This is a genomic window from Streptomyces actuosus (assembly GCF_016921115.1).
Lineage (GTDB): Bacteria > Actinomycetota > Actinomycetes > Streptomycetales > Streptomycetaceae > Streptomyces > Streptomyces actuosus_A.
This window is the reverse complement of record NZ_JAFFZS010000020.1, coordinates 1-22,128: the sequence shown is the minus strand read 5'-3', so window position 1 is coordinate 22,128 and position 22,128 is coordinate 1. Positions and strand designations below refer to the sequence as shown.

The following is a 22,128-nucleotide window of genomic DNA, read 5'->3' as shown; positions in this document are numbered from 1 at the left end:
GCCGGTCGCCGTCCTGGAGAGTTGGTGTGTCTCAGCGTCCGCAGCGCCCTAGCGTCCGCACAGCCGCGTTGCCGCAGGCCAGTGGGGGTGAGGAGTGTGGACGCTAGTGCGGACGCTGGGGGCGCGGGACGGCTGTAGTGTCCGCAGGTTCGACGTGTCCGGGCCGCTGGTGTGCGGCCCGGCCCGGCGGGTGTTCCGGCTACGTCAGCGCTGGTCGGGCGAAGGTTCAAAGTGCCCCGGCCGGGCCACCTCCGGCCAGAGATGGGCCTGTTCGGGTGCGGACGCTGACTCGTCCTCGTCGGGTGCGCGGGACAATGTGAGGAGTCGGTGTCGGTGCCGGTCGCGGCTACGCTGCGTGTCGTCCACCCTGATTCCGATGGACCGCAGCAGTGGGGCGAGCCGCTTGACGCGTCCGCTGGCGCGGGTGGCGTCCTTGGGCCAGGTCGGCGGCCGGACCAACGGCGCTGGCAGCGCTTCGAGCAACTGTCCGGCGGTGCCCTGCCAGGTGCCCGCCTGGTCCACCAGGTGGGCAATGGCCATGGCGAAGGGGTCGCCCTCCAACGCGTCCGTGGCGACGTTCGCCGATGTGGCGAGGTAGTCGGCCAGGGTGTGCCAGCCCTGTGTCTGGTCGACGGCTGCGAGCACGCGGGCGAAGTCGGCCATGCGCGGCATGGACTCCAGCCGCACCGACGGCAGGACCGCGAGCACGCACGCCAGCACGTCGAACAGGGCCCCGAGCACGGCGGGCCGTACCGCCTCGAAGGTGGCGTCCAACTCCTCCTCGGAGCGACGCCGGTCGGAGTCGATGAGCTGCAAGTCGAGCATGAGCACGCGTTCGGCCAGGTCCCCGGCGAGAGCTCCCGCGTCGATCGTGGTCATGGCCAGCACCCGCTTGAAGGTGAGGACGACCACGTCGTCATCGGTGTACAGGGCGCGGTCGACCACGCCGTCACCGGTCACCGCCTTGCACAGGGTGTCCGACAGCCATGGCGGGATCGTTGAGATGTTGTCCAGGCAGAGTGCCCATGAGCTGAACGCCTGCCGGGACCACGCCTTTTCGTCGCGTGGCTGGCTGCGCTTGGCGGCCGGGGACGGGTCGATGAGGTTGATGAACATCTGCGCGGCCTTGGACTTGCCGGTGCCCTGTTCGCCCTTGCAGACCAACGCGGGGTGCGGGATGTCCGGGATCCACGCAGCGACGAGCCAGGCTACGAGCTGGTGAAACGCGGAGACGTCCATGTTCAGCAGGGCGTGCAGCTTGGCCAGTCCGTCACCGTCCAGGACGGGTTCGGGCATCGGGGCCATGGCGCCGGAGCGGCGGAAGAGCACCGGGGCCCGGTCGACCACCTTCCAGCCGCCGCCGGTCACGACGACCGCGCGGCCGTCGGTGCTGCCGAGGTCGACCACGACCGCGCCGGACGGATCGCGCCCCACCCGCAGGTGCACCGGTTCGGGGTCGGTGTCTTCCGCGATGCCCTCCAGTACGGTCATGGCGTCCGCGAGCGCGGACTGTGAGGCCACCTCGCCGGGGTAGGCGTCCGCGAACTGCCGGGCCAGCCGCTGACGCAACCCGCCCTTGTTCCGCAGCGGCAGCGCGATGTTCGGCCCGGCGAGCGCGACCGCGTACGGGCGGCCGTCGGGGGACATCACGAACCGGTACTGCTCCCGTGCCATGGCCACGATCCGCGCGGCGGCCGGCGGGGGCTTGCCGTCGGCGCCGTGCCCGGATCGGCGCGGTGCCGGTCGGGTCGGGTCGACGGCCGTCCGATTCGTGCCGGGGTGGGCGTGGCCGTTGACGGGCCGGTCGGATCGGGTGGTCGTCACGCGAACACCGCCTCTTGGGTCGGGCCCGCGCACGACCGCACCGGGCGGGGCACACGCAGGCAGTCGGATCGCACGATCGAGCGCACACGACCGGGCGTGCTCGATTCGTGCAGGGTGCGGGTAGACCGTTCGCCGTTCGGGTCGGCCGGTCGGGGCGTGACGCCGGGCGTGACGGGGGTCGTCACGCTGGTCGGCGCCGTGTGGTGGGCGGCTGCGAGTCGGGCCAGGAGCGGCAGGTCGACCGGGCGGACCACCGGCGCCGTCGGGTCGACCCATGCCAGCAGGACCAGGGCGAGAGAGAGCGGGAAGCGGTCGGCCTTGGCCTGGTTGCAGTCGACGCACGCCAGCATCAGCGAGGTGACCGACCACGACCGCCACAACGAGCACGGCGCGACGTGATCCAGGGTTGCCTCACGCAGATCGGCGAACGGCTGACGGCAGTAGGTGCAGCGCTGCCCGTGGCGGCGCGCGAGCTGTTCCTTGCGCACGCGCCGCCGCGCGGAGTTCAGACCACAGGGGACGGTCACGCGCTCGCCCCCCGCACGGTGCCCAGGGCGGTGGTCAGCCGCTCGACCACTGCGGCCAGATCGTTGACCCGGGCCAACAGCTCATCCATGGCGCTCTCACGCCGCTGCACGGTCAAGCCGAGTTCGGCCGGGGTCGTCCGGTACAGGCTGGACAACAGGACCCGGTACGTCTCGTTCGGGCGGCGTACCCCGCGCTCCCAGTCCGACATGTACACCCGAAGCGACGCCTCGGAAGCGATCTGCCAGCCCCAGTGCTCCGCGAGCAGTACCAGGGCCCGCACCACCTTGTCCTGCGACCAGCCACGCGCAACCCGCGCCCGCCCGAGCGGCGTGTCCGCCGCCTGCAACTCCGACGGCTGCCGGGGCACCACACCGTCCACACGCACACGCAGCGCAGACACGGTGGTCGTGGTCGGGGCGCTCACGCCGTCACCCCGAACGTACGCGTGATCGCGGCACCAAGACGGGCCACGAACGAGCACAACACGTTCCCGGGCACACGGCCGCTATGGACGTCCAGGGCCATCGAGGCCCACGCCTCCAGCTCCCACGCCGCCGCCGTGGCGAGCGCGGTCCGTGCCGCCGCCCGCAGCGCGGCCGGGTCGTCGACCTCGTCCCCGAGCAGCAACAGGGCCGGGCTGTAGGTCAGCAATCCCAGCAACTCACCGAACGACAGTCCTCCGACCGGCGAGCCGTCCAGCCCCGTCACCTGATCGTTCGTCCGTCCCACGACAGTTAAAGGCATGATGGTTTTGCCCCTTCGAGGGTCAGGGAGCGGCTGTCTGCTTGGCGGTGGAAGCCGCTCCTTGCTTTTCCTGGCCTGACCAGGACGTTTCGCTGTTCAGCGCACGCCAGATAGGCGGTCTCTGATCGACCAACCCACCCGGCGAGCACATCCCTAAGGTTCCCTAGGGCACCCTAGGGTGTCAAGGGGTACAGTAGGGATGCCGTCCACTGAGACAAGGGAGCAAGCGAGATGTCGGATCAGGCCGACAATCGAGCGCCGTACGCGCAGATTGCCGCCCACTACACGGAGCTGATCACGTCCGGCGAACTACAGCCGGGCTCTCTCCTGCCGAGCATCAAGAACCTCGCGCAGGAGTGGAAAGTCAGCACCGCGACCGCCGAAAAGGCGTTGAGGAAACTCCGCACCGAAGGGCTTGTCAGGGGGATTCACGGCATCGGGACAGAGGTGCTGGACCGTCCTGCTCCGATGTCTTCCGGCTCCCAGCGGCAGGACCGAGGCCGCCGCAGCGGGTCAAGTTGGGGGTCCGGCGAACGCTCCGACTCCCACCAGGCCGCCGTGGTGCCAGCACCCGCAGATGTGGCCCGGGCACTGGACATCGAACCGGGTTCGGACGTAATCAGGCGGCGTCGCGTGTACCGCGACCGCCACGGGATCGTGGCGCACTCCACGTCATGGATTCCTTCCTGGTACGGGAAGTTGATCCCGGAGTTGGCGAAGAACGAGCGGCTGACCGGCAGCACCTCGCTACAGCTCATCGCGCAGGCCACAGGCCGACCTGTCACCCATCGCATCGACACCGCATCAGCACGCCTACTCACACCTGAGGATGCGCAGCTCCTGGAGCTGGACCCCGCAAAGCCGCCGGCGGAGCCGGTAGTCGTGATGACAGCGAAGTTCGTCGACAGCGAGAGCAACATTGTGGAGTACGGCGTTGACCTCGGGGGCCCCGGTCGTACGTGGCGCACTGAATCGGACGTCGCCCAGTGACAGCCACCCACGACACCTCGCGGCCGTTCTGCGTGCTGATGGCAGGACTCCCCGGCTCAGGCAAGACGACGCTTTCCCGTGCGCTCACAGCCCGTGGGTTCGCGCGGCTGTGCCCCGACGAAGAGATGTTCCGCCGACATGGCGTCTACGGGGTCGACTTCCCGCGGGGCATTTTTCCGACCCTTGAACGCCCGGTCCTCGAAGAGGTCGCCGAGGAACTCCGCGGGCAACTCCGTGCCGGGCATGACGTGGTGGTCGACCACGGGTTCTGGACACCGGACGACCGTGCTCGTTGGCGGTCGATCGCGACCGGCGCGGGTGCGAGCACGGTGCTCGTCTACCTGGAGGCGAGCCACGAAGAACTCTGGGCCCGTGTGAGCAAGCGAAATGCGCGGCATGAGGCCGACCCGAACTCGATCTACTTCGCCGAGAGCGACCTACTCCGCTACCGGACCCGGTTCATACCTCCGGAGCCAGACGAGCCTCACATCGTGTACAACGGCGACCCCGATTCGGTCCTGAAGGCACTGGACGAAGCTGCTCAGCAGGGCAGTAGATAGAAGGTGCGGCCCTTGGCCGCGCGACCCTTGGCAGCTCGCTACGCTCGCGCGCGATGACGCTCAGGAGCCCCGACGACCGTCGCGCTCCGGCGGACTCGTGGCGCCGAACGAAGAGACCACCCCCGCTCTGTCGGGCCGGGTGGTCTCTTCGTCGTTCCGGAGCGTCTACGTTCCGTGCAAGCAAGAGGAGCACGCCGGGCCCGGGGTGCTCCTCTTGCCTCTACAGAACGTTCAGCGTCCCGCAGCGTCCGCGACCCGCCCTCCACTAAGAGCCGCCCTGACCAGCGAAAAGAGGCTCTCAGTAGCGGATGGTGACCGGACGCTGCGGACACTGGCGGACGCTAAACAGTTTGTTTAGCGTCCGCAGGAAAGGTGCAGGTCAGATGGGGTGAACGATGTCCGACGGACGCTGCGGACGCTATCTTCCCTCAACTCTCCAGTAAGGGGGAGAGGAAGGCTCTTCAGGAGGGGGCAGGATCACGGTACGGACGGCCGTCGCCCCCCTACTGAAGAGCCGTGGTGAGCCACGCAGAGCGGGAGGGCCCGGCGGTGCGGGCCCATGTCTGCCGTCTTGCCCCTTGAAAGGCTCCAGGACGGCCTTTACCGGCGGGGTGGGACTGGGCGCACGCCGGGTAAAGCCGCCCATGGACGCCTTCCAAGGGGGCGCGGCACCCAACCCCGATGACGGGCCCCGCGCGAGCGCAACGAGCCGCCAGGGGACGCGCGGCCGCAGGCCGCTCCTTCTTGCCCCTTGGGCGCAGATCCTTTCGAAGGACAGGCTGAGGCATTTACCGATTTGGCTCGACTGCCGGTAATGGAGATCCATTCGAAACGGGCAGGTCACGCTCGCACGCCGGATCAAGATCGACAGTGCGGAGAACGCGGGCTCCGGCATGGCCCATGGCAGGTGGTTCAGCGGATCACTCTGGCGGGCCTCAAGTCGCATTTCACGCAAATAGACTCCGGCCTCCCGGAAAGAGCTGCATCCGTTTACGATTTAACTGATTCTTCTTTTGGAAGTTGAGGCCGCGGGTTGAGAAATGCTTCCAATCGACCCCCTCTCTTCAGCTTATTAGCCGTCAGGAATTCACCAAGTACTACCCATGCCGCTTCTGTCAGCGTTGCTGCAGTTCCTAATGCAACAGCCGCCCAACGCAAGTTCGGAGCGGCGCCTGTTGGACCTGCTGGGACTGCCACCACAGTCAGGCCAGACAGGAGACTCAGCAGCCCAAGGCTGTAAGCCCTTCTTGCCCGGTTCGACCATGCATCAAAATAGACCTTACTCAGTTTCAGTTCATCGATCAGCTGCGAACGTCGATAGGGCTGCTCCCAATCAGGCCACCAGGCCATAAGGTCCTGTGCTGTAACCAGGTGCCGTCGAGCCCAAAAGACCGCTTGCACGGCGAAGACCAGTAGAGCAGCGGCGAGTAAGAAGAGTAGTGCAGCTAGGTCGGGCCAACGGACATCACCAGCCCCAAGCCTAAGGGCCTGAACCGTTACAGAGAGCGAGAATCCGGCCAGTAAGGGCGCGGCGACGGTACCCATGCTGGTCAATGCGTCGGCTGCTCCATAGCAGGTGGGGGTTGTCTCAGAACCCCAGAAAGGTCCTCGGGCATCCGGTGGCCGGTAGGCTCTTGCGCCTTCGTTCGTCGTGCTCATGCCTCAGCTCAGCAGTAGCATTTAAACGGGATATAGGTTGGTGCACGAGGTGATCACAATGGCGAAGCAACCTCCACGACCGACACGGTCTCACTACTCCGATCGGGGAGAGCGGCACCGCCGCTCAAATGAAATTCCCCGGTCCGCCAGCACTGGGTACGGACCCGCTGACCCTGCCCCTCCCCCTCCCGACGGGGCAACCCGGTGTGCAAAGTGCGGGCATATCCGAGAAAACCACCCGAGTTACTGCCGCGGTGACTTCTCTTCCTAGTCTTCGGGGCCCTGAGCGGGGCCGTCTGTGGGCCGTCCGAGGATGGCCAACATCGACAGATGACGACAGTTGCCGACAGCTCAACCCCTGCTCAGAAGTGGCGCGTTGGGTTCCTCCGCAGGCGCCCACCCCCGAAGGTAAGTTGAGGAACTCCAGAGCTTCGGCGCACGATGGCCCGCATGACCATCACGCCGCGCCCTCTCCTCAACCGGCGCCTCGCCGAGTTCGGGACGACGATCTTCGCAGAGATGTCCGCCCTGGCCCTGAGTACCGGCTCCATCAACCTCGGCCAGGGCTTTCCCGACACCGACGGCCCCGAGGAGATCCGCGAGGCTGCGGTGCGGGCGCTGCGCGACGGGCGCGGCAACCAGTATCCGCCGGGCCCGGGCGTCCCCGAGCTGCGCACCGCGGTCGCGGCGCACCAGCAGCGCCGGTACGGGCTGGCCTTCGACCCGGACACCGAGGTCCTGGTCACCGCGGGCGCCACGGAGGCGATCGCCGCGGCGCTGCTCGGGCTGCTGGAGCCCGGTGACGAGGTCGTGGCGCTGGAGCCGTACTACGACTCCTACGCGGCGTGCATCGCCATGGCGGGCGGGCGGCGGGTGCCGGTCACGCTGCGCCCGCACGAGGGCGCCTTCCGCCTGGACCTGGACGAGCTGCGCGCCGCGGTCACCGACCGCACCCGGCTGCTGCTGATCAACACGCCGCACAATCCGACCGGTACGGTCCTCACCCGGCAGGAGCTGACCGCGATCGCCGAGCTGGCGGTGGAGCGGGACCTGCTGGTGGTGACCGACGAGGTGTACGAGCACCTGGTCTTCGACGACGTCGAGCACGTGCCGCTGGCGACGCTGCCGGGCATGCGGGAGCGGACGGTGACGATCGGCTCGGCGGGCAAGACGTTCTCGTTCACCGGGTGGAAGGTCGGCTGGGTGACGGCGGACGGTCCACTCGTCTCCGCCGTCCGAACAGCCAAGCAGTACCTGACGTACGTCGCCTCCGGGCCCTTCCAGTACGCCGTGGCCGAGGCCCTGCGCCTGCCCGACGCCTATTTCACCGCCTTCCGCGACGATCTGCGCGCCAAGCGGGACCTGCTCAGCGCGGGCCTCACCGATGCCGGCTTCACCGTCTTCCGGCCGGCCGGCACCTACTTCGTCACCACCGACATCCGACCCCTCGGCGAGGCCGACGGCCTCGCCTTCTGCCGCGCCCTGCCCGAGCGGGCGGGTGTCGTCGCCATCCCGAACGCGGTCTTCTACGACCGCAAAGAGGCCGGGGCACCCTACGTGCGGTTCGCGTTCTGCAAGCGCACCGAGGTACTGGCGGACGCGGCGGAACGGCTCCGCAGGGCATTCACGCACTGACCGCTGCCCTACCGGGCCGGTCGCCATGTTCCTCGTTGCGTGCCGCGCCTCACCCGCCCGGAACCTTCGCACAGAGGCCGCCCCGTCGCGGCGGTCATTGCGATGCTTGCCGCACCACAGGGGCGGACGGCCGCTACGAGAGCTGACAGGGCTGGAGCGGCCCCCGGGGCCGGGCACAGCCCCGGTCGGTACCGGAATCGCTCGACGCTCACACGTTCCGGTACCTCTTCCGTCACCTCATCGCCGGCGCGGGGATCCGACCTTGGTCACGGACCTGCGCAGCCGCTTGGCCAGCGCCTTGTCCCGAGCCCTCAGATGTCGCCCTGCCGCTTCCAGGACGGCCCCGGTGGCGGGGTGGTCGCAACGCCAGAGGTCGTCGGCGGCCCGCTCCAGAAGCGGCAGCACCGAATCCCCCTCCTGTTCCAGGAACATGGCGAGTGCCTCGTCCGCCACACCGAGCGGGCCCCACAGATGGTCCACGAGCCCCCACATCTGGAGTTCCGGACCGTGTCCCTCGGGGATCTCACCGCGGCCGGCCAGCGCGATCGCCGCGGTCTCGGCGCAGCCGGGGACCTGGGAGGCCGCGGCTTTGCGCAGGACCGCGAGCGCTCGCGGTTCATCGAGTTCCGCGAGCACCTGTGCGGCGGCAAGGCGGCGGAGGGCCGCATCGGCTTCCAGACCCGCGCAGGCGTCGATGAGCTGGACCGCAGCCGGGCCCTGGCCCCGATGGCTGATCCATCCGGTGATCTCGGAGTGGGCGGCCTCCTGGTCGTAGTCGAGCAGGGCGTCGAGCAAGGTCGGGGCGTCTGCGTCGGCCAGTTCGCCGATGAGAGGAGCGTGGAATCCCTCGGCGAGCAGGTACTCGCGCAGTCCGTGGCGTCCCAGTGGGGTGAGCCTGAGCCGTGTCCCGGCCGACGGTGTGCCGTCGCTGTCCACGGCGCTCGCCTCGATGCCGAGGATGCCGAGGAGGACGTGATCCCGCTGCCGGCTCGTCTCCGGGCCGGTCTCGATTTCCGCCGCCTGGTGCTCGGCGAGGACAAGGGCTGCCTGGTCGAGGATCTGCAGGAGGAACAGTTCGACCAGCCGTGCCTCCTGCTTCGGGAGCCCCTCGCGGAGTGCGCCGACGAGCAGTGCGCTGTCCAGCCATTCGCCGTCGGGAACCTCGTACAGCGCCCGCAGCACCACCGCCGGCAGGCCGTGGCCGTCCTCGTCCTCCATGTCCAGCGCGCCCAGCAGCACCGGGGACAGGCCGAGGTTCCCGAGGTCGTTCAGATCGTCGAGTTCGTCTTCGAGCGCATGGCACCAGAGTTCCAGTACTCCCTCGTCGTCCGCGGCAGCGGGCAGGCCGGTACCGGGGTGGGCCACGCCCTTGCCGATCTCCACCAGGTCCCCGTACACGGCGAGCCGCCAGGGGTCGTCCAGGCAGGGCAGGTCTCCGGAGCTGCGCAGACGGGCCAGTCGCTTGTCGCGCTCCTCGGGCCGGAGTGCGCTCAGTTCGTCGTCCTGGGTCCAGAGTGCGAGTTCCTGGACGGCCTGGCGGCCCAGCGCGGGCTTGAGCACGTCCCGGGACGTGACGGCTCGTCCGTCCTGGCACCAGTGGGCCAGACGGAGGGCGGAGGCGATCAGCGGCACCTGCCGGGCGGCTGCGGCGAGTTCCGCACGTGGTGCCAGGGACACGGGTCGCACCGGAACGGACTCCATGTCCAAGTCATCCTCGTCCTCGCCGTCGTGGACCTCGCCGCAGGGGCAGCGCCGCCCGCTGAGGGCGGCTTCGGCCGGGTCTGGTGCCGGGGCGGCCGTGGGCGGCCGCGGGTCCAGTCCGGCCAGCTGCCGGTCCAGGGCGTCGCGGTCGAAGCGGGCGGTGTCGAACCCCTCCTCGCGCAGGGTCTCGACCAGGTCGGTCCACGGCTCGGGGGCCGGTGCGCCGCGGTCCTCGACGGCGTCGAGGACGACCTGCAGCCCCCAGGCTCCCCCGATGTCCTCGGCATAGGGCATGGCGCGGCGGCCCCCGGTGCAGCGGACGCGCCGGTCGGGGGTGGACGCGGGGAGGATCTTCTCCAGCGTGATCCGGTGCCGCCAGTCGTCGCCGAAGTCATAGGTGTACTCCAGCCGGCCGCCTTCGTAGGGCAGCACCTCGGCCACGGTCACGGACTCCTCGTCCGCCTCGCGGAAAGGATCGCGGTCCACCGGTGCGTCGAAGTCGACGAATCGGCGGCCGGAGCCAGGTTCGGTGAAGGAATGCAGGTGGGAGTCGTCCCAGCCGAAGCATGTCTGGACGATGTCGTGCAGGCAGCCGAGCGAGGTGTCGGCGGGCAGGGTGACCCGGCGCCAGACCGGCGGGCTGATGTCTCGCAGGGCGATCTTCAACTGGTAGGTCGGCATGGGCTCGGCGATCACGGCGAAGGGTTCCCTCAAGGCGGAGGCGGATTCCGGCACCGGTAACGGGCTGCGATCGCAAAGAGGTCGCGCCGGTCCTCGGCGGGTGCCGGTGACATCTTTCCGCACTGCGCCGAGTGGGCGAAACACTTCTGGCGTTTCCTGTCCGTCCGCGCGGATAGCCTTGACCCGCCGAGGGCTCGTGGGCTACCCGCGCCCTCCCGAGCAGTTGCAGGAGCCTGGCCAGGAGTGGGTGTGGTGGCGAAGGTGTACCCGTCGGCGGAGCCCGAGTCGGCGACTTGGGACCGGGAACGGATGTTTGCCGGATTGCCGGAGCTCGCCCTGGGCGAGGCGGTGTTCCTTCCCGCGGATCCACCCCGGGCGGGGCGGATGGCGTTCTGGACGCCTGGGAGTGAGCCACCGGACCTCGGGGTGGAACCCGAGGAACTCACCGTGGTCAGGCCGCACGGTTCGTCCGTGCGCCGGGCGCGGGTGGTCGCCGTGCTGCTGCCGGTGGAGCAGGCGCTGCCGCTGCTGACCCGCTGCCGGGCACTCGGCGCGGACGGCAGCGGGCGGGCGTCGGCGGGTACCGCGTTCTGGGGCGCAGCGGCCCTGCTGGGGCTGCGTCTGCTCGCCCGGGGCCGGATACTGCCCGGGGTGTCGCCGAAGGGATTCGACGCCTGGCGGGTCGGTCCCCTGGACACAGAGGACCACGAGCGGCTGACCGCCCTTGCCGCCGCCATGCCTCCTCAGGCCCGCGCGGTCGCGGTTCCCGGACTCCCCCGCCTCACCCTTCCGGCGGCCGAGCCGCTGCTGCGGGCCTTCCTGGACTCCGTGGCCGATTCCCTCGCCCGCCCTCCCGCCGCCCGCCAGGTGACCGGCGAACCGGCGTTCGCGGCGCGCGCCCCGCAGTCCGTGCCCGAGCAGCGGGGGTGGGCGGCGGAGGTCGCCGCCGGCCGCGATGCGGGCCTCGCGGTGTCGCTGCGGCTGGAACTGGGCCGCGCGGACTCCTTCCAGGCCGTGGTCCAGCTGCGCAGCCTGGCCGATCCCACAGTGCTCGCCGACGCCGCGGACCTGTGGTCCGGCCACGCCACCGCCCCCGAACTGTTCGGTCCACGGGCCAAGGTGGACACGCTGCTGACGCTGCGCCGGGCCGCCCGCGCCTGGCCCCCGGCCGGACGGCTGCTGGACTCCGCCGCCCCGGCAGGTCTGGAGCTGTCCGACGAGGAGGCCCAGTCGTTGCTGGGCGACGCGGCGGAAAGCCTTGCCGCCGCCGGGGTCGCCGTGCACTGGCCCAAGGAGCTGGTACGCGAGCTGACGGCCTCCGGCGTCCTGGAACCCGTACACCGCAAGGGAACGCAGTCCGCGGCCGAGTCGTTCCTGTCCTCCGGCGGCCTGCTGGACTTCCGCTGGCGGGTCGCCCTCGGGGACCGGGAACTCACCGAGGAGGAGCTGGAACGGCTGGTCCAGGCGCACCGGCCGATCGTTCGGCTGCGCGACCAGTGGGTGGTCGTGGACCCGGAGCTGGTCCGGCGGCTGCGACGGACCAGGCAGTCCAGGGCGGCCTCGCTCACCGCGATCGACGCCCTGGGCGCCGCGCTGACCGGCAGTGTCGAGGTGGACGGCGAGCAGGTGGCGGTCACCGCCACCGGCGTACTGGAGGAACTGCGCTCCCGGATCGCCGACCCCGAGGCCCGCGCCGCGCGCGAGCCCCAGGGGCCGCCGAAAGCCCTGGCCGCAACTCTGCGCGACTACCAGCTGCGCGGCCTGAACTGGCTGCACCGGATGACCTCGCTCGGCCTGGGCGGCTGCCTCGCCGACGACATGGGCCTGGGCAAGACCGTGACCCTGATCGCTCTCCACCTGCGCCGCCAGGAGCGGAAGACCACCGCCGGCCCGACCCTGGTGGTCTGCCCCGCCTCGCTGCTCGGCAACTGGGAGCGCGAGATCCGGCGCTTCGCACCGGCCACCCCGGTGCGCCGCTTCCACGGTCCCGGCCGCGACCTGGCCGGCCTCGACGGCGGTCGGGACGCCGGCTTCGTCCTGACCACCTACGGGACCATGCGCCGCGACACCGAACGCCTCACGGAGCAGCCCTGGGGCCTGCTCGTCGCCGACGAGGCTCAGCACGTCAAGAACCCGCACGCGCTCACCGCCCAGGCCCTGCGCAGGATCCCCTCGCGGGGACGGGTCGCGCTGACCGGCACCCCGGTCGAGAACAACCTGTCCGAACTGTGGTCACTGCTCGACTGGACCACCCCCGGCCTGCTCGGCACGCTCGCCTCCTTCCGTGCCCGCTACGCCACGGCTGTCGAGGGCGACCGCGACGAGCAGGCCGCCCGGCGGCTGGCCGCGCTGGTCCGCCCCTTCCTGCTGCGCCGGCGCAAGTCCGACCCGGGCATCACGCCCGAACTGCCGCCCAAGACCGAGACCGACCAGCCGGTGTCCCTGACGAGGGAACAGGTCTCGTTGTACGAGGCGCTGGTGCGCGAGCTCATGGCCGAGATCGAGGACAGGCAGGGCATGGCGCGGCGCGGCCTGGTGATGAAGCTGCTCACCGGCCTGAAGCAGGTCTGCAACCACCCCGCGCAGTTCCTGAAGGAGCCCGCGGGCGCCAGGCTCCCGGGCCGTTCGGGGAAACTGGAACTCCTGGACGAACTCCTGGACACCGTCCTGGCCGAGGGCGGGTCGGCGCTGGTCTTCACCCAGTACGTGGCCATGGGCGCGCTGATCGAGCGCCACCTGTCCGACCGCGGTGTGGGCACCCTGTTCCTGCACGGAGGCACCACGGTCAAACGCCGCGAGGAGATGGTCGACGCCTTCCAGAGGGGTGAGAAAAGGGTGCTCCTGCTGTCCCTCAAAGCCGCCGGTACCGGACTGAACCTGACCAGGGCCGGACACGTCATCCACTACGACCGCTGGTGGAACCCGGCCGTGGAGGACCAGGCCACCGACCGCGCCTACCGGATCGGACAGACCCAGCCGGTCCAGGTGCACAAGCTGATCGCCGAGGGCACCGTGGAGGACCGGGTCGCCGAGATGCTCCGACAGAAGCGGGAACTGGCCGACTCGGTGCTCGGCTCGGGCGAGGCGGCCTTCAGCGAGCTGAGCGACAGCGAGCTGGCCGAACTGGTCACGCTGCGAAGGACGGGACGATGAGCAGACGCATCCCGGCTCAGAGGGAAGCCGCGCGCACCTTCGAGGCCCTCCCGCCGGCCAAGGGCAGCCGCGCGCCCTTCGCCGAGTCCTGGTGGGGCCGCGCGTGGCTGCGCTCCCTGGAGGAGTCGTCCCTGGACTCCGGCCGCCTCTCGCGCGGCCGGACCTACGCGCGCGGCGGCGCGGTCGGGCCGGTCACCGTCTCCCCCGGCTCGGCCGCCGCTCCGGTGCAGGGCAGCCGCCGCACCCCGTACCGTTCCACGGTCCAGGTCGAGCAGCTGACGGACCGGCAGTGGGACCGGCTGCTCGACATGATCGCCGAGCGGGCCGCCAACATCGCCGCACTGCTGGACGGCGAGATGCCCGCCGGGCTCGCCGACGACGCCGAGGCCGCCGGCGTCCCGCTGCTGCCCGGCCCCCGGGACCTCGACCCCGAGTGCAGCTGCCCCGACTGGGGCTACCCCTGCAAACACGCCGCCGCCCTCTGCTACCAGGTCGCCCGGCTCCTGGACCACGATCCCTTCGTGCTGCTGCTCCTGCGGGGTCGCGGCGAGCGGGAGCTGATGGACGAGCTCGGCCGCCGCAACACCGCTCGCGCCTCCGCCGAAGCCGCCGCATCCGCAGCGACCACAGGCGCGGTCCCGGCCGCGGTCCCGGCCCGGACCGGTGATCCAGCCCGGTCCGCCTTCGCCTCCCGTACCGCGCTCCCGCCCCTGCCCGGCCCGCCGCCGCTCCCCGATCGGCCCGGCCGCGGCCCCGCGCTGGTGGACTCCGCCGTCCCGGAGGGCGGTCTGGACCCGGTCGCCCTGGAACTGCTCGCCGCCGACGCCGCGACACGTGCCCACCACCTCCTCGCCGGAGCTCTCGGCACACAGCATGCCGACACGGCCCCGCCCGCCCCGCTCACCGAATGGCAGGACGCTGTCCGCCTCGCCGCCACTCACCCCACCATGGACGTCTTCGCCAGGATCGCCTCGAACTGCGGCCACACCCCCGGCGAACTCGCAGCCGCCACCCGTGCGTGGCGGCATGGCGGCGCGGCAGCCCTGGAAGTGCTGGAAAGCCCCTGGAATCCGCCCGCCTCCCTCCTGGAGCGCGCCCGCGAGGCGCTGCGCGCGGACTGGGCCGACGGCAGACCGCCCCGGCTCCGCTCCTGGCGCAACCGCTGGACGGTCGAGGGTCAGGCTGCGCAACTGCGCCTGGGCCGCGACGGACTGTGGTATCCGTACACCAAGGACCGGGGCACCTGGTGCCCCTCCGGACCACCCGACGCCGACCCCGCCGTCGTCCTGAGCGCCCTGCTGGCAACCTGACCCGCGCCGTACACAAGCCGCACACGAAGCCGCACACAAATAGGTGTGCGAATACGGAGTGGCCTGGGTGACGGCGGACGGCCCACTCGTCTCCGCCGTCCGAACAGCCAAGCAGTACCTGACGTACGTCGCCTCCGGGCCCTTCCAGTACGCCGTGGCCGAGGCCCTGCGCCTGCCCGACGCGTACTTCGACGCGTTCCGTCCGGACATGCGCGCCAAGCGGGACCTGCTCGCGGGCGGCCTGGAGAAGGCAGGCTTCAAGGTCTTCCGCCCAGCCGGCACGTATTTCGTCACCACCGACATCCGCCCCCTCGGCGAGACCGACGGCTTCGCCTTCTGCCGCGGGCTGCCCGAGCACTGCGGAGTCGTGGCGATCCCCAACACGGTCTTCTACGACCACCGGGAGGCGGGGGCGCCGTTCGTACGGTTCGCGTTCTGCCAGCAGACGGCGGTATGGGAGGAGGCCGCCTCCCGCCTCAAGACACTGGGCGCATAGGGGCCCCTGGGCGGTCGGGCTATTCCGTGTCCTTCGGGTGGCGCGGGGAGGCGTACACCGGGATCACGGTCAAGGTCTCCGGGCTGACCAGGTAGCGGACCCGGCCGCCACTGGTGATCTCGTACTCCCACTGCTCCAGCTCGGAGCCCTTCCATTCTCTGGTCGCGTGCCTGCCGCGAAGCTGGTGCTGACGGTTCCCATCGGCCCGCGACAGCGGGTCTGCGCGAAGGGCTTCCAGACAGAGTCATACCGGCCCCGAAGGACACGTACCCGAGCTGGGCTCTGCGAAGAAGGTGATGTGCGGGCAGTAGCCCTCCTCGGCCAGCCAGGCGCGGGCCCGGCCGCGCTGTCGCTCATCGCGGAACCGGTGGTACCGGCTCCAGGAGCGCTCGTCACCAGCGAGGACGTCCTTGAAGCGCCGGAAGGCGCCCCGCCCACCGAGGGCGATCCGCAGCCGGTCGGCAAGGGCGGCGTCCTCGACCTCTTCGATGAACAGCTCCATGTCCCGGTAACCGGCCGTTGACCCCAGAGCCGGCACGTACAGCCATCGCTCGGGATCGCCGTCCTCTTCGGCCTCGGGCCCGGGCCCCAGCTCATCGGTGAACGCAGGCCAGCACTCCCCGGTGGTCAGATCGATCCGGCCCCCGGACTCGGCCGGGTCGCCCTCCAGCAGCATGGCGAGCATCTCCAGATCGACCGCGAGCGGGCGCAGGAGGGAGATCGTCGCGTCTCCCGTGGCCGCGCGCAACCGGTCCACCAGCTCCTCATCGCCCCGGAAGCCACGCTCCTGGAGCGCGCTGCGGAACAAGGCTGCCGTCTCCGCAGCCCTCGGCAGGCCCTGCGCCGCGGCCCCGGCCACACCATCGCCGGCCAGCTGCAGCACCTCACCCACGGGACCACGACGCAACGCCGCAAGCAGCGCCACTCCGTCCTGCGCGTGGAGCGCGCCACGCACGGCCCGCAGCCCGTCCTCGTCCCATCCCTCAGCCACGACCCCGACAGTACGCGCCACCGAGGACGTACGACGCCGGGATACATCGGTCTTTCTCCGCCCGGCTCCGTGCCGGTGCCGGCGCACCCGGCGCCTGGGGGCCAGGCGCCGGGTGCCCGGTCAGCGGGGCAGCCTGCGACCGCTCTTGCCTGAGGAGCGCCGAGTCTTCCGGGCGCGGCCGATGCGGACGCCGTGGGTACCCAGCGCCCGGGCCGCCAGCTGCCTGAGATCGTCGAGTCCGGCCCGGTCCGGGTGCGCGGAGTCCAAGGCGGCGGCAACCGCGTCCCTGGCCTGGGGGCCCTGAGCGCGCAGCGTCTCCTCGGCGCCGTCCCCGCCGCCCGCCAACTCCACGAGCTGAAGCAGGCTCTCGGCAAGCACCAGCAGAGACTCTGCCTCGGTCATGTCTTCCGGGGACAGCAACTCACGGTGCGCCAACGCGTTCAGCGCCAGCGGCGCCAGCTGTGTGTCTCGCCGCAGCGTGCGCAGCAGCCGCTCGCCCTCACCGTCGGGCAATGCCGCCAGCAGCACGTCGAGCATCGCCTGCGCACGCGTGCGGAAGGTCATGGTCCTTACGGCGTCGGTCAGTTGCCGAAGGGCACCTTCCCGCTCGCCGCAGGCCGTGATCCAGCCGGCCAGCTCCGTGCGGGCGGCGTCCGGGTCGTAGTCCTCGGCCAGCACCCCCAGCAGGCCGGCCGCCGGCGCCCGGGCCAGTTCACCGACCAACGGTGCGTCCCTGCCGGCCGCCAGCAACCGCTGTCGTGCGGCCCGGGTACCGAGCTCGGTGAGACGGATGAGCTCGACCGGCCCGGCGGTCAGCTCATCCCGCCGGGCATCGGAACGCTCCCGCGCCGCCGGGTCCGTTGCCGCCCCCGCGACGCCCAGCAGCTCCGCGAGCTCCGGCGGCATGTCCGCGAGCAGCGCGGGACCGGCATCGGAGAGGTCGATGTCGAGGAACACCGGATCGGCCATCCCACGGTCACGCTCGATCGCGCCCAGGTCGTCCAGCAGGTCGAGCACCGCGCGCAGGTCCCGGTCGGCGTGCTCGAACCACATCCGGTGCTGAAGGTCCGACCCGGCGTCGAGCTGGAAGGCGGTCCGATAGGCCAGGTGTACCGTGTCGCGCAGCCGCGGCCAGGGCATCGGGTACGGCAGGCTGTAGAGGGTGTTCAGCACGTCGTCCAGGATGTGCTCGTAGACGTCGAAGAGCATCGACTCGGCGTGCCAGCCGCTGCGTGCCCCGATCAGGGCCTGCCGCAGTTCGAAGCACGCGTCGAAGGCACGCAGCCACAGCTGGAGCGGGTCGGCCAGCACCGGCCGGGCCTTGGCCACCGCGTACAACCGCCCTTTGACCACCCGGACCAGCCGTGCCTTCTTCGCCCACTCCATCAGCAGTCCCAGCCGCGGCAGGTCGGCCGAGGAGCGCACCCCCTCGATCTTGTCGCCGGTGTCGAGTAGGTCCACCAGCTCGCGGGCCTCCGCCATCCGCAGACGTCCCGTCGCCGTCACCGGTCGGCCGCCCTGCCCCGGCCATTCGGCGAGTCCGCGCAACTGCGCCACGGTCGTCGACGCCTCGGCCCGTCGGCGCAGTTCGTCGTCCGGGGGAAGCATCACGGGCAGTTGCGGCTCGGCCCGGGGCACGCCGGACAGCGCGCGGCCGGTCAGCCGCCGTTCCATGATCGCGGCGAGAGCCTGCTGATCGTAGGCGACCTCTCCGCGCTGCGCCCGGTCCGCGAAGCGCTGGAACGCCGCCCCGTCCTGGACGTCCACGCCCTGCTCCGCGGCCGTCATCGCCCAGAACTTCGCCAATCCCCAGCGAGTCCGGTCCGTCATCGCCGCCAGATGCTGTTCCTCGACCCCGTCGACCGCGGCAAGGGAATTCTGGAGTGAGGGGCCGCGCGGGTCCGCCAACTGTGCGGCGTGCAGATAGCGCAGTAGCGTGCGCAGTGTGCCCGGGGCGTCGACGCGTTCCTCCCCGGGAAGCTCGGTGACCTGCTGGGGAACCCAGGAGAGCAGTAGCTCCTCCACATGGCGCGACTCCCACAGCCCCAGTCGGCCGTCGGCAGTCGACAGGTGCCGGTAGTCCAGCACCGTCTCGGCCGTGAACGCGTCCACCGGCAGCCCCTGCTGCCCGGCCCACCGCACCAGGCGGTCGACCAGCAGCCCACGCGCCGCCTCGAACTCCTCCTCGGCCTCGGGTTCGAACCGCATCCGCATGAAATCTCGTCCACCTGTCTGCAGCAGTCGTTGCCGTGCCACGCTGTCGCCGAACCTGGGCCGGCAACTCGGCCGAGGACGATTGGGCCCGCTACCTCAGGGAAGTACATGGTGATCGTCGCCCGCAGCAGAACGCGGCTTCGAACCTCCGTGCTGCGAACCGGACTTCGTCGCACGGACTCACGGCACAGCACGGCACGCTCCCTGGCCGATCCCGATCGACGAAAGGCCAGGCCATCCCAGCCGGCTGCCCCGACCAGGAACGACCACGTCCGGCGACGGCGGCACGGGCCTTGCCGCGGCCGGGGGTTCTTCGTCGGCGCACGTCCGCCTCGGGCTCCGGGCCCGGCAGTTCGTCGAGGTCGAGGGTGAAGGTGCGGCCGTCGGCCAGGGGGATGGGGAGCTTGCGCGTGCCGTACTCGTGGGAGTGTGCCGCGATGCAACCGGTGGCGGTCGGCCGGGTATGGAGGACGACTTCCTGGGCGTAGGGGTCCACGACCAGGCAGATCGAGATGCCGTAGTAGCCGTGCTTCGCGGTGCAGTCGTCGTAGTCCTTGCGTGCGGAGGACGTCGCCCCTCCACCGCAACCCCTCAAGCGGAGGTCGGGAAAGGCGCTCTGTGCCGCTGACAGCCCAGCAGCCTCAAGATTCCGCCGAATTCTTGACTTCCGGACAGGTGCGTCAACTTGAAAGCGGCTCATTGCTCGACCAGAACGACGACTTTACATTCGGCGCCGGCAACTCCTGCTTCGAGTAGTCAGGGCCGTTCGGTTTACTGGTCGGCTGAGCAACATCGGACTTCTCAACACACGGGGTGGTGACGCTCAGGTGGGCCTGACCATTAGGTGCGATCAGGACTTCGAGCTGGAAGCCGTCCTGTGTCTCGAAGTTGGCCGCCAGCCCGTTCTGGCTCGTGGCGACGAGCTTATACCCCTTTCCCTTCCAATAGCGTTCCAGCACACCAAGAAAACTTCCCCGCCGTTCGGTCGAGATGATCGTCATGACGGAACGATCACGGTCCACATAGCAGTCGCCAGGCATGGAGTACGTGTGGGTCCATTGAACGGGAGGCTTGATGGCAGCAAATGTCTCGTCCAGTATCGCGTCCGCCCTATCGGCCGCCTCTTGCAGGTTCATCTTCGATGGACTTTCCTTGTTTGAGGATGCGGCACCTGACCCGCCGCACCCGGAAATAAGCAGAGCCAGTACCGCGACCGACGCAATCTTGATTCTCATCGCGGCGCATCCCTCGTGACGTATCCTGGCTGCCCTGCAACAATGGCAGCGATGTTTCGCGCAGAAACCTTGTCCTTCCCTTCCTCCGGGGTGAAGTAATTACTATGGGCCTCGATATCCATTTTGGATTCCCACACGTTGGGGAAGGCAGGCTGAACCAGCTCCGGTCCGGGCATGGTCTCAAATCTGTTGGCGCCGAACGCTTTACTTGCCGGATCCTTACCGAACCAGATGTCGTCGTCACCCAGGTCGGCGATCTCCCCTCCGAGGTACGCGCCGGCCGGCCCCCCTCCAAAGAATCCCATAGTTCCCGCCAAGGCTTCCTTTGACGAAGGGAGCTTGGTGACGATGTCGTTCTCAGCCGCGCCCACCCAGACATGCCCCTTTCCCACCCCCAGGTCCTCCGCTTTGTCAACTCCTACACCGGGACTTCCGACGAGAATGATGTCATCAGCGCCTGGAACCCCTCCCGCCTCCTGTGTGGCGGCCCCTACAAGTCGAGAACCATAGGAATGTCCGATGACGGTGACATGGGGATCAGCATTCTCATTGGTAGCCGAAATTCCACTCATGAAGCTGTTGTAGGCCGGGGCGCCGCGCTCAGCGTCGACGGCAGTCATCACATCGATCGATTGAGGGGCATCGTAGCCGAGCCATACGATCGCAGATGAGGATGGATCCAATTTCTGGGCACCTTTAGCCGTATAGTAGGCGCGCTTCACCGTACCGTCGGCAAATCCAGAGTCGAGTTTGGTACCCAAGCCAGGCACATAAGCCGAGACGTTCTTCGAGGTGTCCGGGTTCCCGTAGGCAACGATCGCCCTCCCATTTCCTTCAAGACCGACACCCAGAAGGTACATAGGGGGTTGGCTTCCGGCGTTGAGCTTGCTCTGGATCCCCTTCAGTCCTTCGAGTTTTCCTTTGGACGCCGCGTCGTGCTGGCTCTCCAGCTGCGCGATGAGGAGGTGGATGTTCTCCCGGTTCGCCTCGTCCCGGACCGTTGACGGGATCCCGTCCAAATTGCCGATGATTTTCGGGAACGCCTTCTTGCATTCCTCGCGCTCCTCGTCACTGAGGCTGTCCCACCATTCCTTGCGGTCGGCGGGTGACTTGTCCAGCGGGATATGGTCCAGAAGGTACTCAGTGGCTGCTGAGCTCACAGCATCGACATCTGATGCCACATCCGCCCACGTGGTTGGGTCTATGTTCACCCCCGGGACTGCCTTGAGCTTGTTCAGCGCCTTGCTGTAACGATCATCGATCTCCTGAGCTTCCCGTACAGCGTGGGCGATGCGGTTGGCGATATCCACGGCTTTGGCGTGGTGCGGATTCGGGTTCTTGAACTGAGGGTTGCTCGGCACCAACCCCGATGGTTGAAAATCCGTGTTGTTGCCCGTGATCAGCCCGTTGTTGCCCAGGACTGTGCCACCCGGAATCGGCTCACCGGTGAGCTCGTTCTCACCGCCGGCGGGATACGTGATGGTGCCGTCCGTGTTGACGATGTACGCCAGCGCTGCCGCATCGTCCAGTGCCTCAGTGAGGCGCCGCCTGGGAGCGGTGATCTCGGACGAGAAGCCGTCGAGAGCTCCAGTGATCAGGCCGCACTCGACCTGGGTGTAGTGCAAGTTCTCTGACAGCTTCCGCAGCTGCTTGAGTGCCGCGTCCGCGGCCTCACCCTCGTTGGCCTTCTGCATGGCCGCGGTGATCTGCTTGTCGATGCGGTCCATGGCCGCTTCGGCCATACTGCTGATCGCGCGGTACCCGTCCGCTGCCTCCGCGTACTCGGTCGGCTTGAGCGCCTCGAGCGTCAGGTGGTCCATGTGTCCGGGTCACCGCCCCTTGCCCTGGCCGCCGGCGGGCGTGTCCTCGTAGTAGTCGGTCCTCAACTTGGCTAACTCGTCCTTGATGGCCTCGTCGGTCCGTAGCTGGTCGTTGCCCGCTTTCTCCAGCACGTCGGCAAGCCCGTCGCATACCTCGCCCACGTCCTTGACGTAGCGCTTCCAAGAGGCGTAGACGTCCTGCTGGGCCGCCGCGGTCAGGCACCCGGTTCCCTTCCCGAGTCCCGTCTGGCCCGACTCCGTCTTCATCCACGCCTTGTCAAGGTCCTCCCGTATCGACCCGACGTCTTCCCCCGCCTTGGTCCACGCCGCCTTGTCGGACCTCAGTTTGAGGACACCGCCGCCACTGCCACCGGAACTGGTAGCGCCTTGGTCGGCGGGCAGTTGGTTGAGCTCCATTTTCGTGGTGTGCCGCTCAGCGGCTGCGGCCTTGAGAGAGCTGGAGCAATGCTCATTACCTGTGGATCGGCTCGGGAGGGCACACGCGGAGGGCGTACCTTCCCGAGTGATCGATTGACTGGTATCGAGTAGGCCCGCGTTGCCGCGCGGGTCGGGAAGGCACGCCCGTG

16 protein-coding genes and 1 pseudogene are annotated in these 22,128 nt (G+C 69.4%); 6 read left to right on the top strand and 11 right to left on the bottom strand.

Annotation, left to right across the window (positions count from 1 at the left end; all coding sequences use genetic code 11):
* Window positions 1-204 precede the first annotated feature (204 nt).
* From JS756_RS23010 to JS756_RS22995, 4 genes are read right to left on the bottom strand one after another with little or no spacing between them, the layout of a single operon-like run.
* On the bottom strand, window positions 205-1,824 hold the full coding sequence (locus tag JS756_RS23010) for an AICE element replication initiation protein (protein WP_205385075.1): 1,620 nt from the start codon (window positions 1,822-1,824) through the stop codon (window positions 205-207).
* Window positions 1,821-2,351 (bottom strand): HNH endonuclease, encoded by a 531-nt coding sequence (locus JS756_RS23005; RefSeq protein WP_205385074.1) that lies wholly within the window; start codon window positions 2,349-2,351, stop codon window positions 1,821-1,823. Before JS756_RS23005 ends, JS756_RS23010 begins: the two co-directional genes overlap by 4 nt.
* On the bottom strand, window positions 2,348-2,776 hold the full coding sequence (locus JS756_RS23000) for an XRE family transcriptional regulator (RefSeq protein WP_307790908.1): 429 nt from the start codon (window positions 2,774-2,776) through the stop codon (window positions 2,348-2,350). Before JS756_RS23000 ends, JS756_RS23005 begins: the two co-directional genes overlap by 4 nt.
* Window positions 2,773-3,081: a hypothetical protein gene (locus JS756_RS22995; RefSeq protein ID WP_205385073.1), complete on the bottom strand. Its 309-nt coding sequence runs from the start codon at window positions 3,079-3,081 to the stop codon at window positions 2,773-2,775. Before JS756_RS22995 ends, JS756_RS23000 begins: the two co-directional genes overlap by 4 nt.
* A 246-nt stretch (window positions 3,082-3,327) precedes the next feature.
* On the opposite strand from JS756_RS22995, the gene JS756_RS22990 reads away from it, so the two are divergent.
* Window positions 3,328-4,086, top strand: a complete 759-nt coding sequence (locus JS756_RS22990) for a GntR family transcriptional regulator (RefSeq protein WP_205385072.1) — start codon at window positions 3,328-3,330, stop codon at window positions 4,084-4,086.
* The gene (locus tag JS756_RS22985; protein WP_307790906.1) at window positions 4,083-4,646 is read left to right on the top strand and encodes a P-loop nucleotide/nucleoside kinase family protein; all 564 of its coding nucleotides are present in this window, start codon (window positions 4,083-4,085) and stop codon (window positions 4,644-4,646) included. Before JS756_RS22990 ends, JS756_RS22985 begins: the two co-directional genes overlap by 4 nt.
* Before the next feature lie 990 nt (window positions 4,647-5,636).
* Here the strand turns inward: JS756_RS22985 and JS756_RS22980 are convergent.
* The gene (locus tag JS756_RS22980; RefSeq protein WP_205385071.1) at window positions 5,637-6,200 is read right to left on the bottom strand and encodes a hypothetical protein; all 564 of its coding nucleotides are present in this window, start codon (window positions 6,198-6,200) and stop codon (window positions 5,637-5,639) included.
* A gap of 546 nt (window positions 6,201-6,746) precedes the next feature.
* On the opposite strand from JS756_RS22980, the gene JS756_RS22975 reads away from it, so the two are divergent.
* Window positions 6,747-7,940: a pyridoxal phosphate-dependent aminotransferase gene (locus JS756_RS22975; protein WP_205385070.1), complete on the top strand. Its 1,194-nt coding sequence runs from the start codon at window positions 6,747-6,749 to the stop codon at window positions 7,938-7,940.
* Between the two features lie 237 nt (window positions 7,941-8,177).
* Here the strand turns inward: JS756_RS22975 and JS756_RS22970 are convergent, their stop codons facing one another.
* Entirely contained in the window at window positions 8,178-10,337 is a 2,160-nt protein-coding gene (locus JS756_RS22970; protein ID WP_205385069.1) for a plasmid pRiA4b ORF-3 family protein, read from the bottom strand.
* A gap of 228 nt (window positions 10,338-10,565) precedes the next feature.
* Here JS756_RS22970 and JS756_RS22965 point away from each other — a divergent pair, with 228 nt between their 5' ends.
* The 3 genes and pseudogenes from JS756_RS22965 to JS756_RS22955 all read left to right on the top strand — a co-directional run.
* The gene (locus JS756_RS22965) at window positions 10,566-13,475 is read left to right on the top strand and encodes an SCO1167/SCO6262 family helicase (protein WP_438817339.1); all 2,910 of its coding nucleotides are present in this window, start codon (window positions 10,566-10,568) and stop codon (window positions 13,473-13,475) included.
* A complete protein-coding gene (locus JS756_RS22960) occupies window positions 13,472-14,785 on the top strand; it encodes an SWIM zinc finger family protein (protein ID WP_205385068.1) in 1,314 nt (437 codons plus the stop codon). The genes JS756_RS22965 and JS756_RS22960 overlap by 4 nt, the downstream gene beginning before the upstream one ends.
* Before the next feature lie 58 nt (window positions 14,786-14,843).
* Window positions 14,844-15,281: pseudogene (locus JS756_RS22955) on the top strand (aminotransferase class I/II-fold pyridoxal phosphate-dependent enzyme); the annotation flags it as partial.
* 244 nt (window positions 15,282-15,525) lie between these two features.
* Here JS756_RS22955 and JS756_RS22950 read toward each other — a convergent pair.
* The 5 genes from JS756_RS22950 to JS756_RS22930 all read right to left on the bottom strand — a co-directional run bounded on the left by JS756_RS22950 (window position 15,526) and on the right by JS756_RS22930 (window position 21,958).
* Complete coding sequence (locus JS756_RS22950; protein WP_307790904.1) at window positions 15,526-16,272, bottom strand: UPF0158 family protein; 747 nt, start codon at window positions 16,270-16,272, stop codon at window positions 15,526-15,528.
* Between the two features lie 120 nt (window positions 16,273-16,392).
* Entirely contained in the window at window positions 16,393-18,480 is a 2,088-nt protein-coding gene (locus tag JS756_RS22945) for a hypothetical protein (RefSeq protein ID WP_205385067.1), read from the bottom strand.
* A gap of 686 nt (window positions 18,481-19,166) precedes the next feature.
* Window positions 19,167-19,721: a hypothetical protein gene (locus JS756_RS22940; protein ID WP_240204216.1), complete on the bottom strand. Its 555-nt coding sequence runs from the start codon at window positions 19,719-19,721 to the stop codon at window positions 19,167-19,169.
* Window positions 19,718-21,541 carry an alpha/beta hydrolase gene (locus JS756_RS22935; protein ID WP_205385066.1) on the bottom strand — a complete coding sequence of 608 codons (1,824 nt, stop codon included), beginning with the start codon at window positions 21,539-21,541 and terminating at the stop codon, window positions 19,718-19,720. Before JS756_RS22935 ends, JS756_RS22940 begins: the two co-directional genes overlap by 4 nt.
* Window positions 21,542-21,550: 9 nt before the next feature.
* Complete coding sequence (locus tag JS756_RS22930; RefSeq protein ID WP_205385065.1) at window positions 21,551-21,958, bottom strand: hypothetical protein; 408 nt, start codon at window positions 21,956-21,958, stop codon at window positions 21,551-21,553.
* Between the last annotated feature and the right edge of the window lie 170 nt (window positions 21,959-22,128).

Coding starts and splice junctions, on each gene's coding strand:
- JS756_RS22990 (WP_205385072.1), top strand. CDS start 3,328: ATGTCGGATCAGGCCGACAATCGAGCGCCGTACGCGCAGATTGCCGCC.
- JS756_RS22935 (WP_205385066.1), bottom strand. CDS start 21,541: ATGGACCACCTGACGCTCGAGGCGCTCAAGCCGACCGAGTACGCGGAG.
- JS756_RS22940 (WP_240204216.1), bottom strand. CDS start 19,721: ATGAGAATCAAGATTGCGTCGGTCGCGGTACTGGCTCTGCTTATTTCC.
- JS756_RS22945 (WP_205385067.1), bottom strand. CDS start 18,480: ATGCGGTTCGAACCCGAGGCCGAGGAGGAGTTCGAGGCGGCGCGTGGG.
- JS756_RS22930 (WP_205385065.1), bottom strand. CDS start 21,958: ATGGAGCTCAACCAACTGCCCGCCGACCAAGGCGCTACCAGTTCCGGT.
- JS756_RS22975 (WP_205385070.1), top strand. CDS start 6,747: ATGGCCCGCATGACCATCACGCCGCGCCCTCTCCTCAACCGGCGCCTC.
- JS756_RS22960 (WP_205385068.1), top strand. CDS start 13,472: ATGAGCAGACGCATCCCGGCTCAGAGGGAAGCCGCGCGCACCTTCGAG.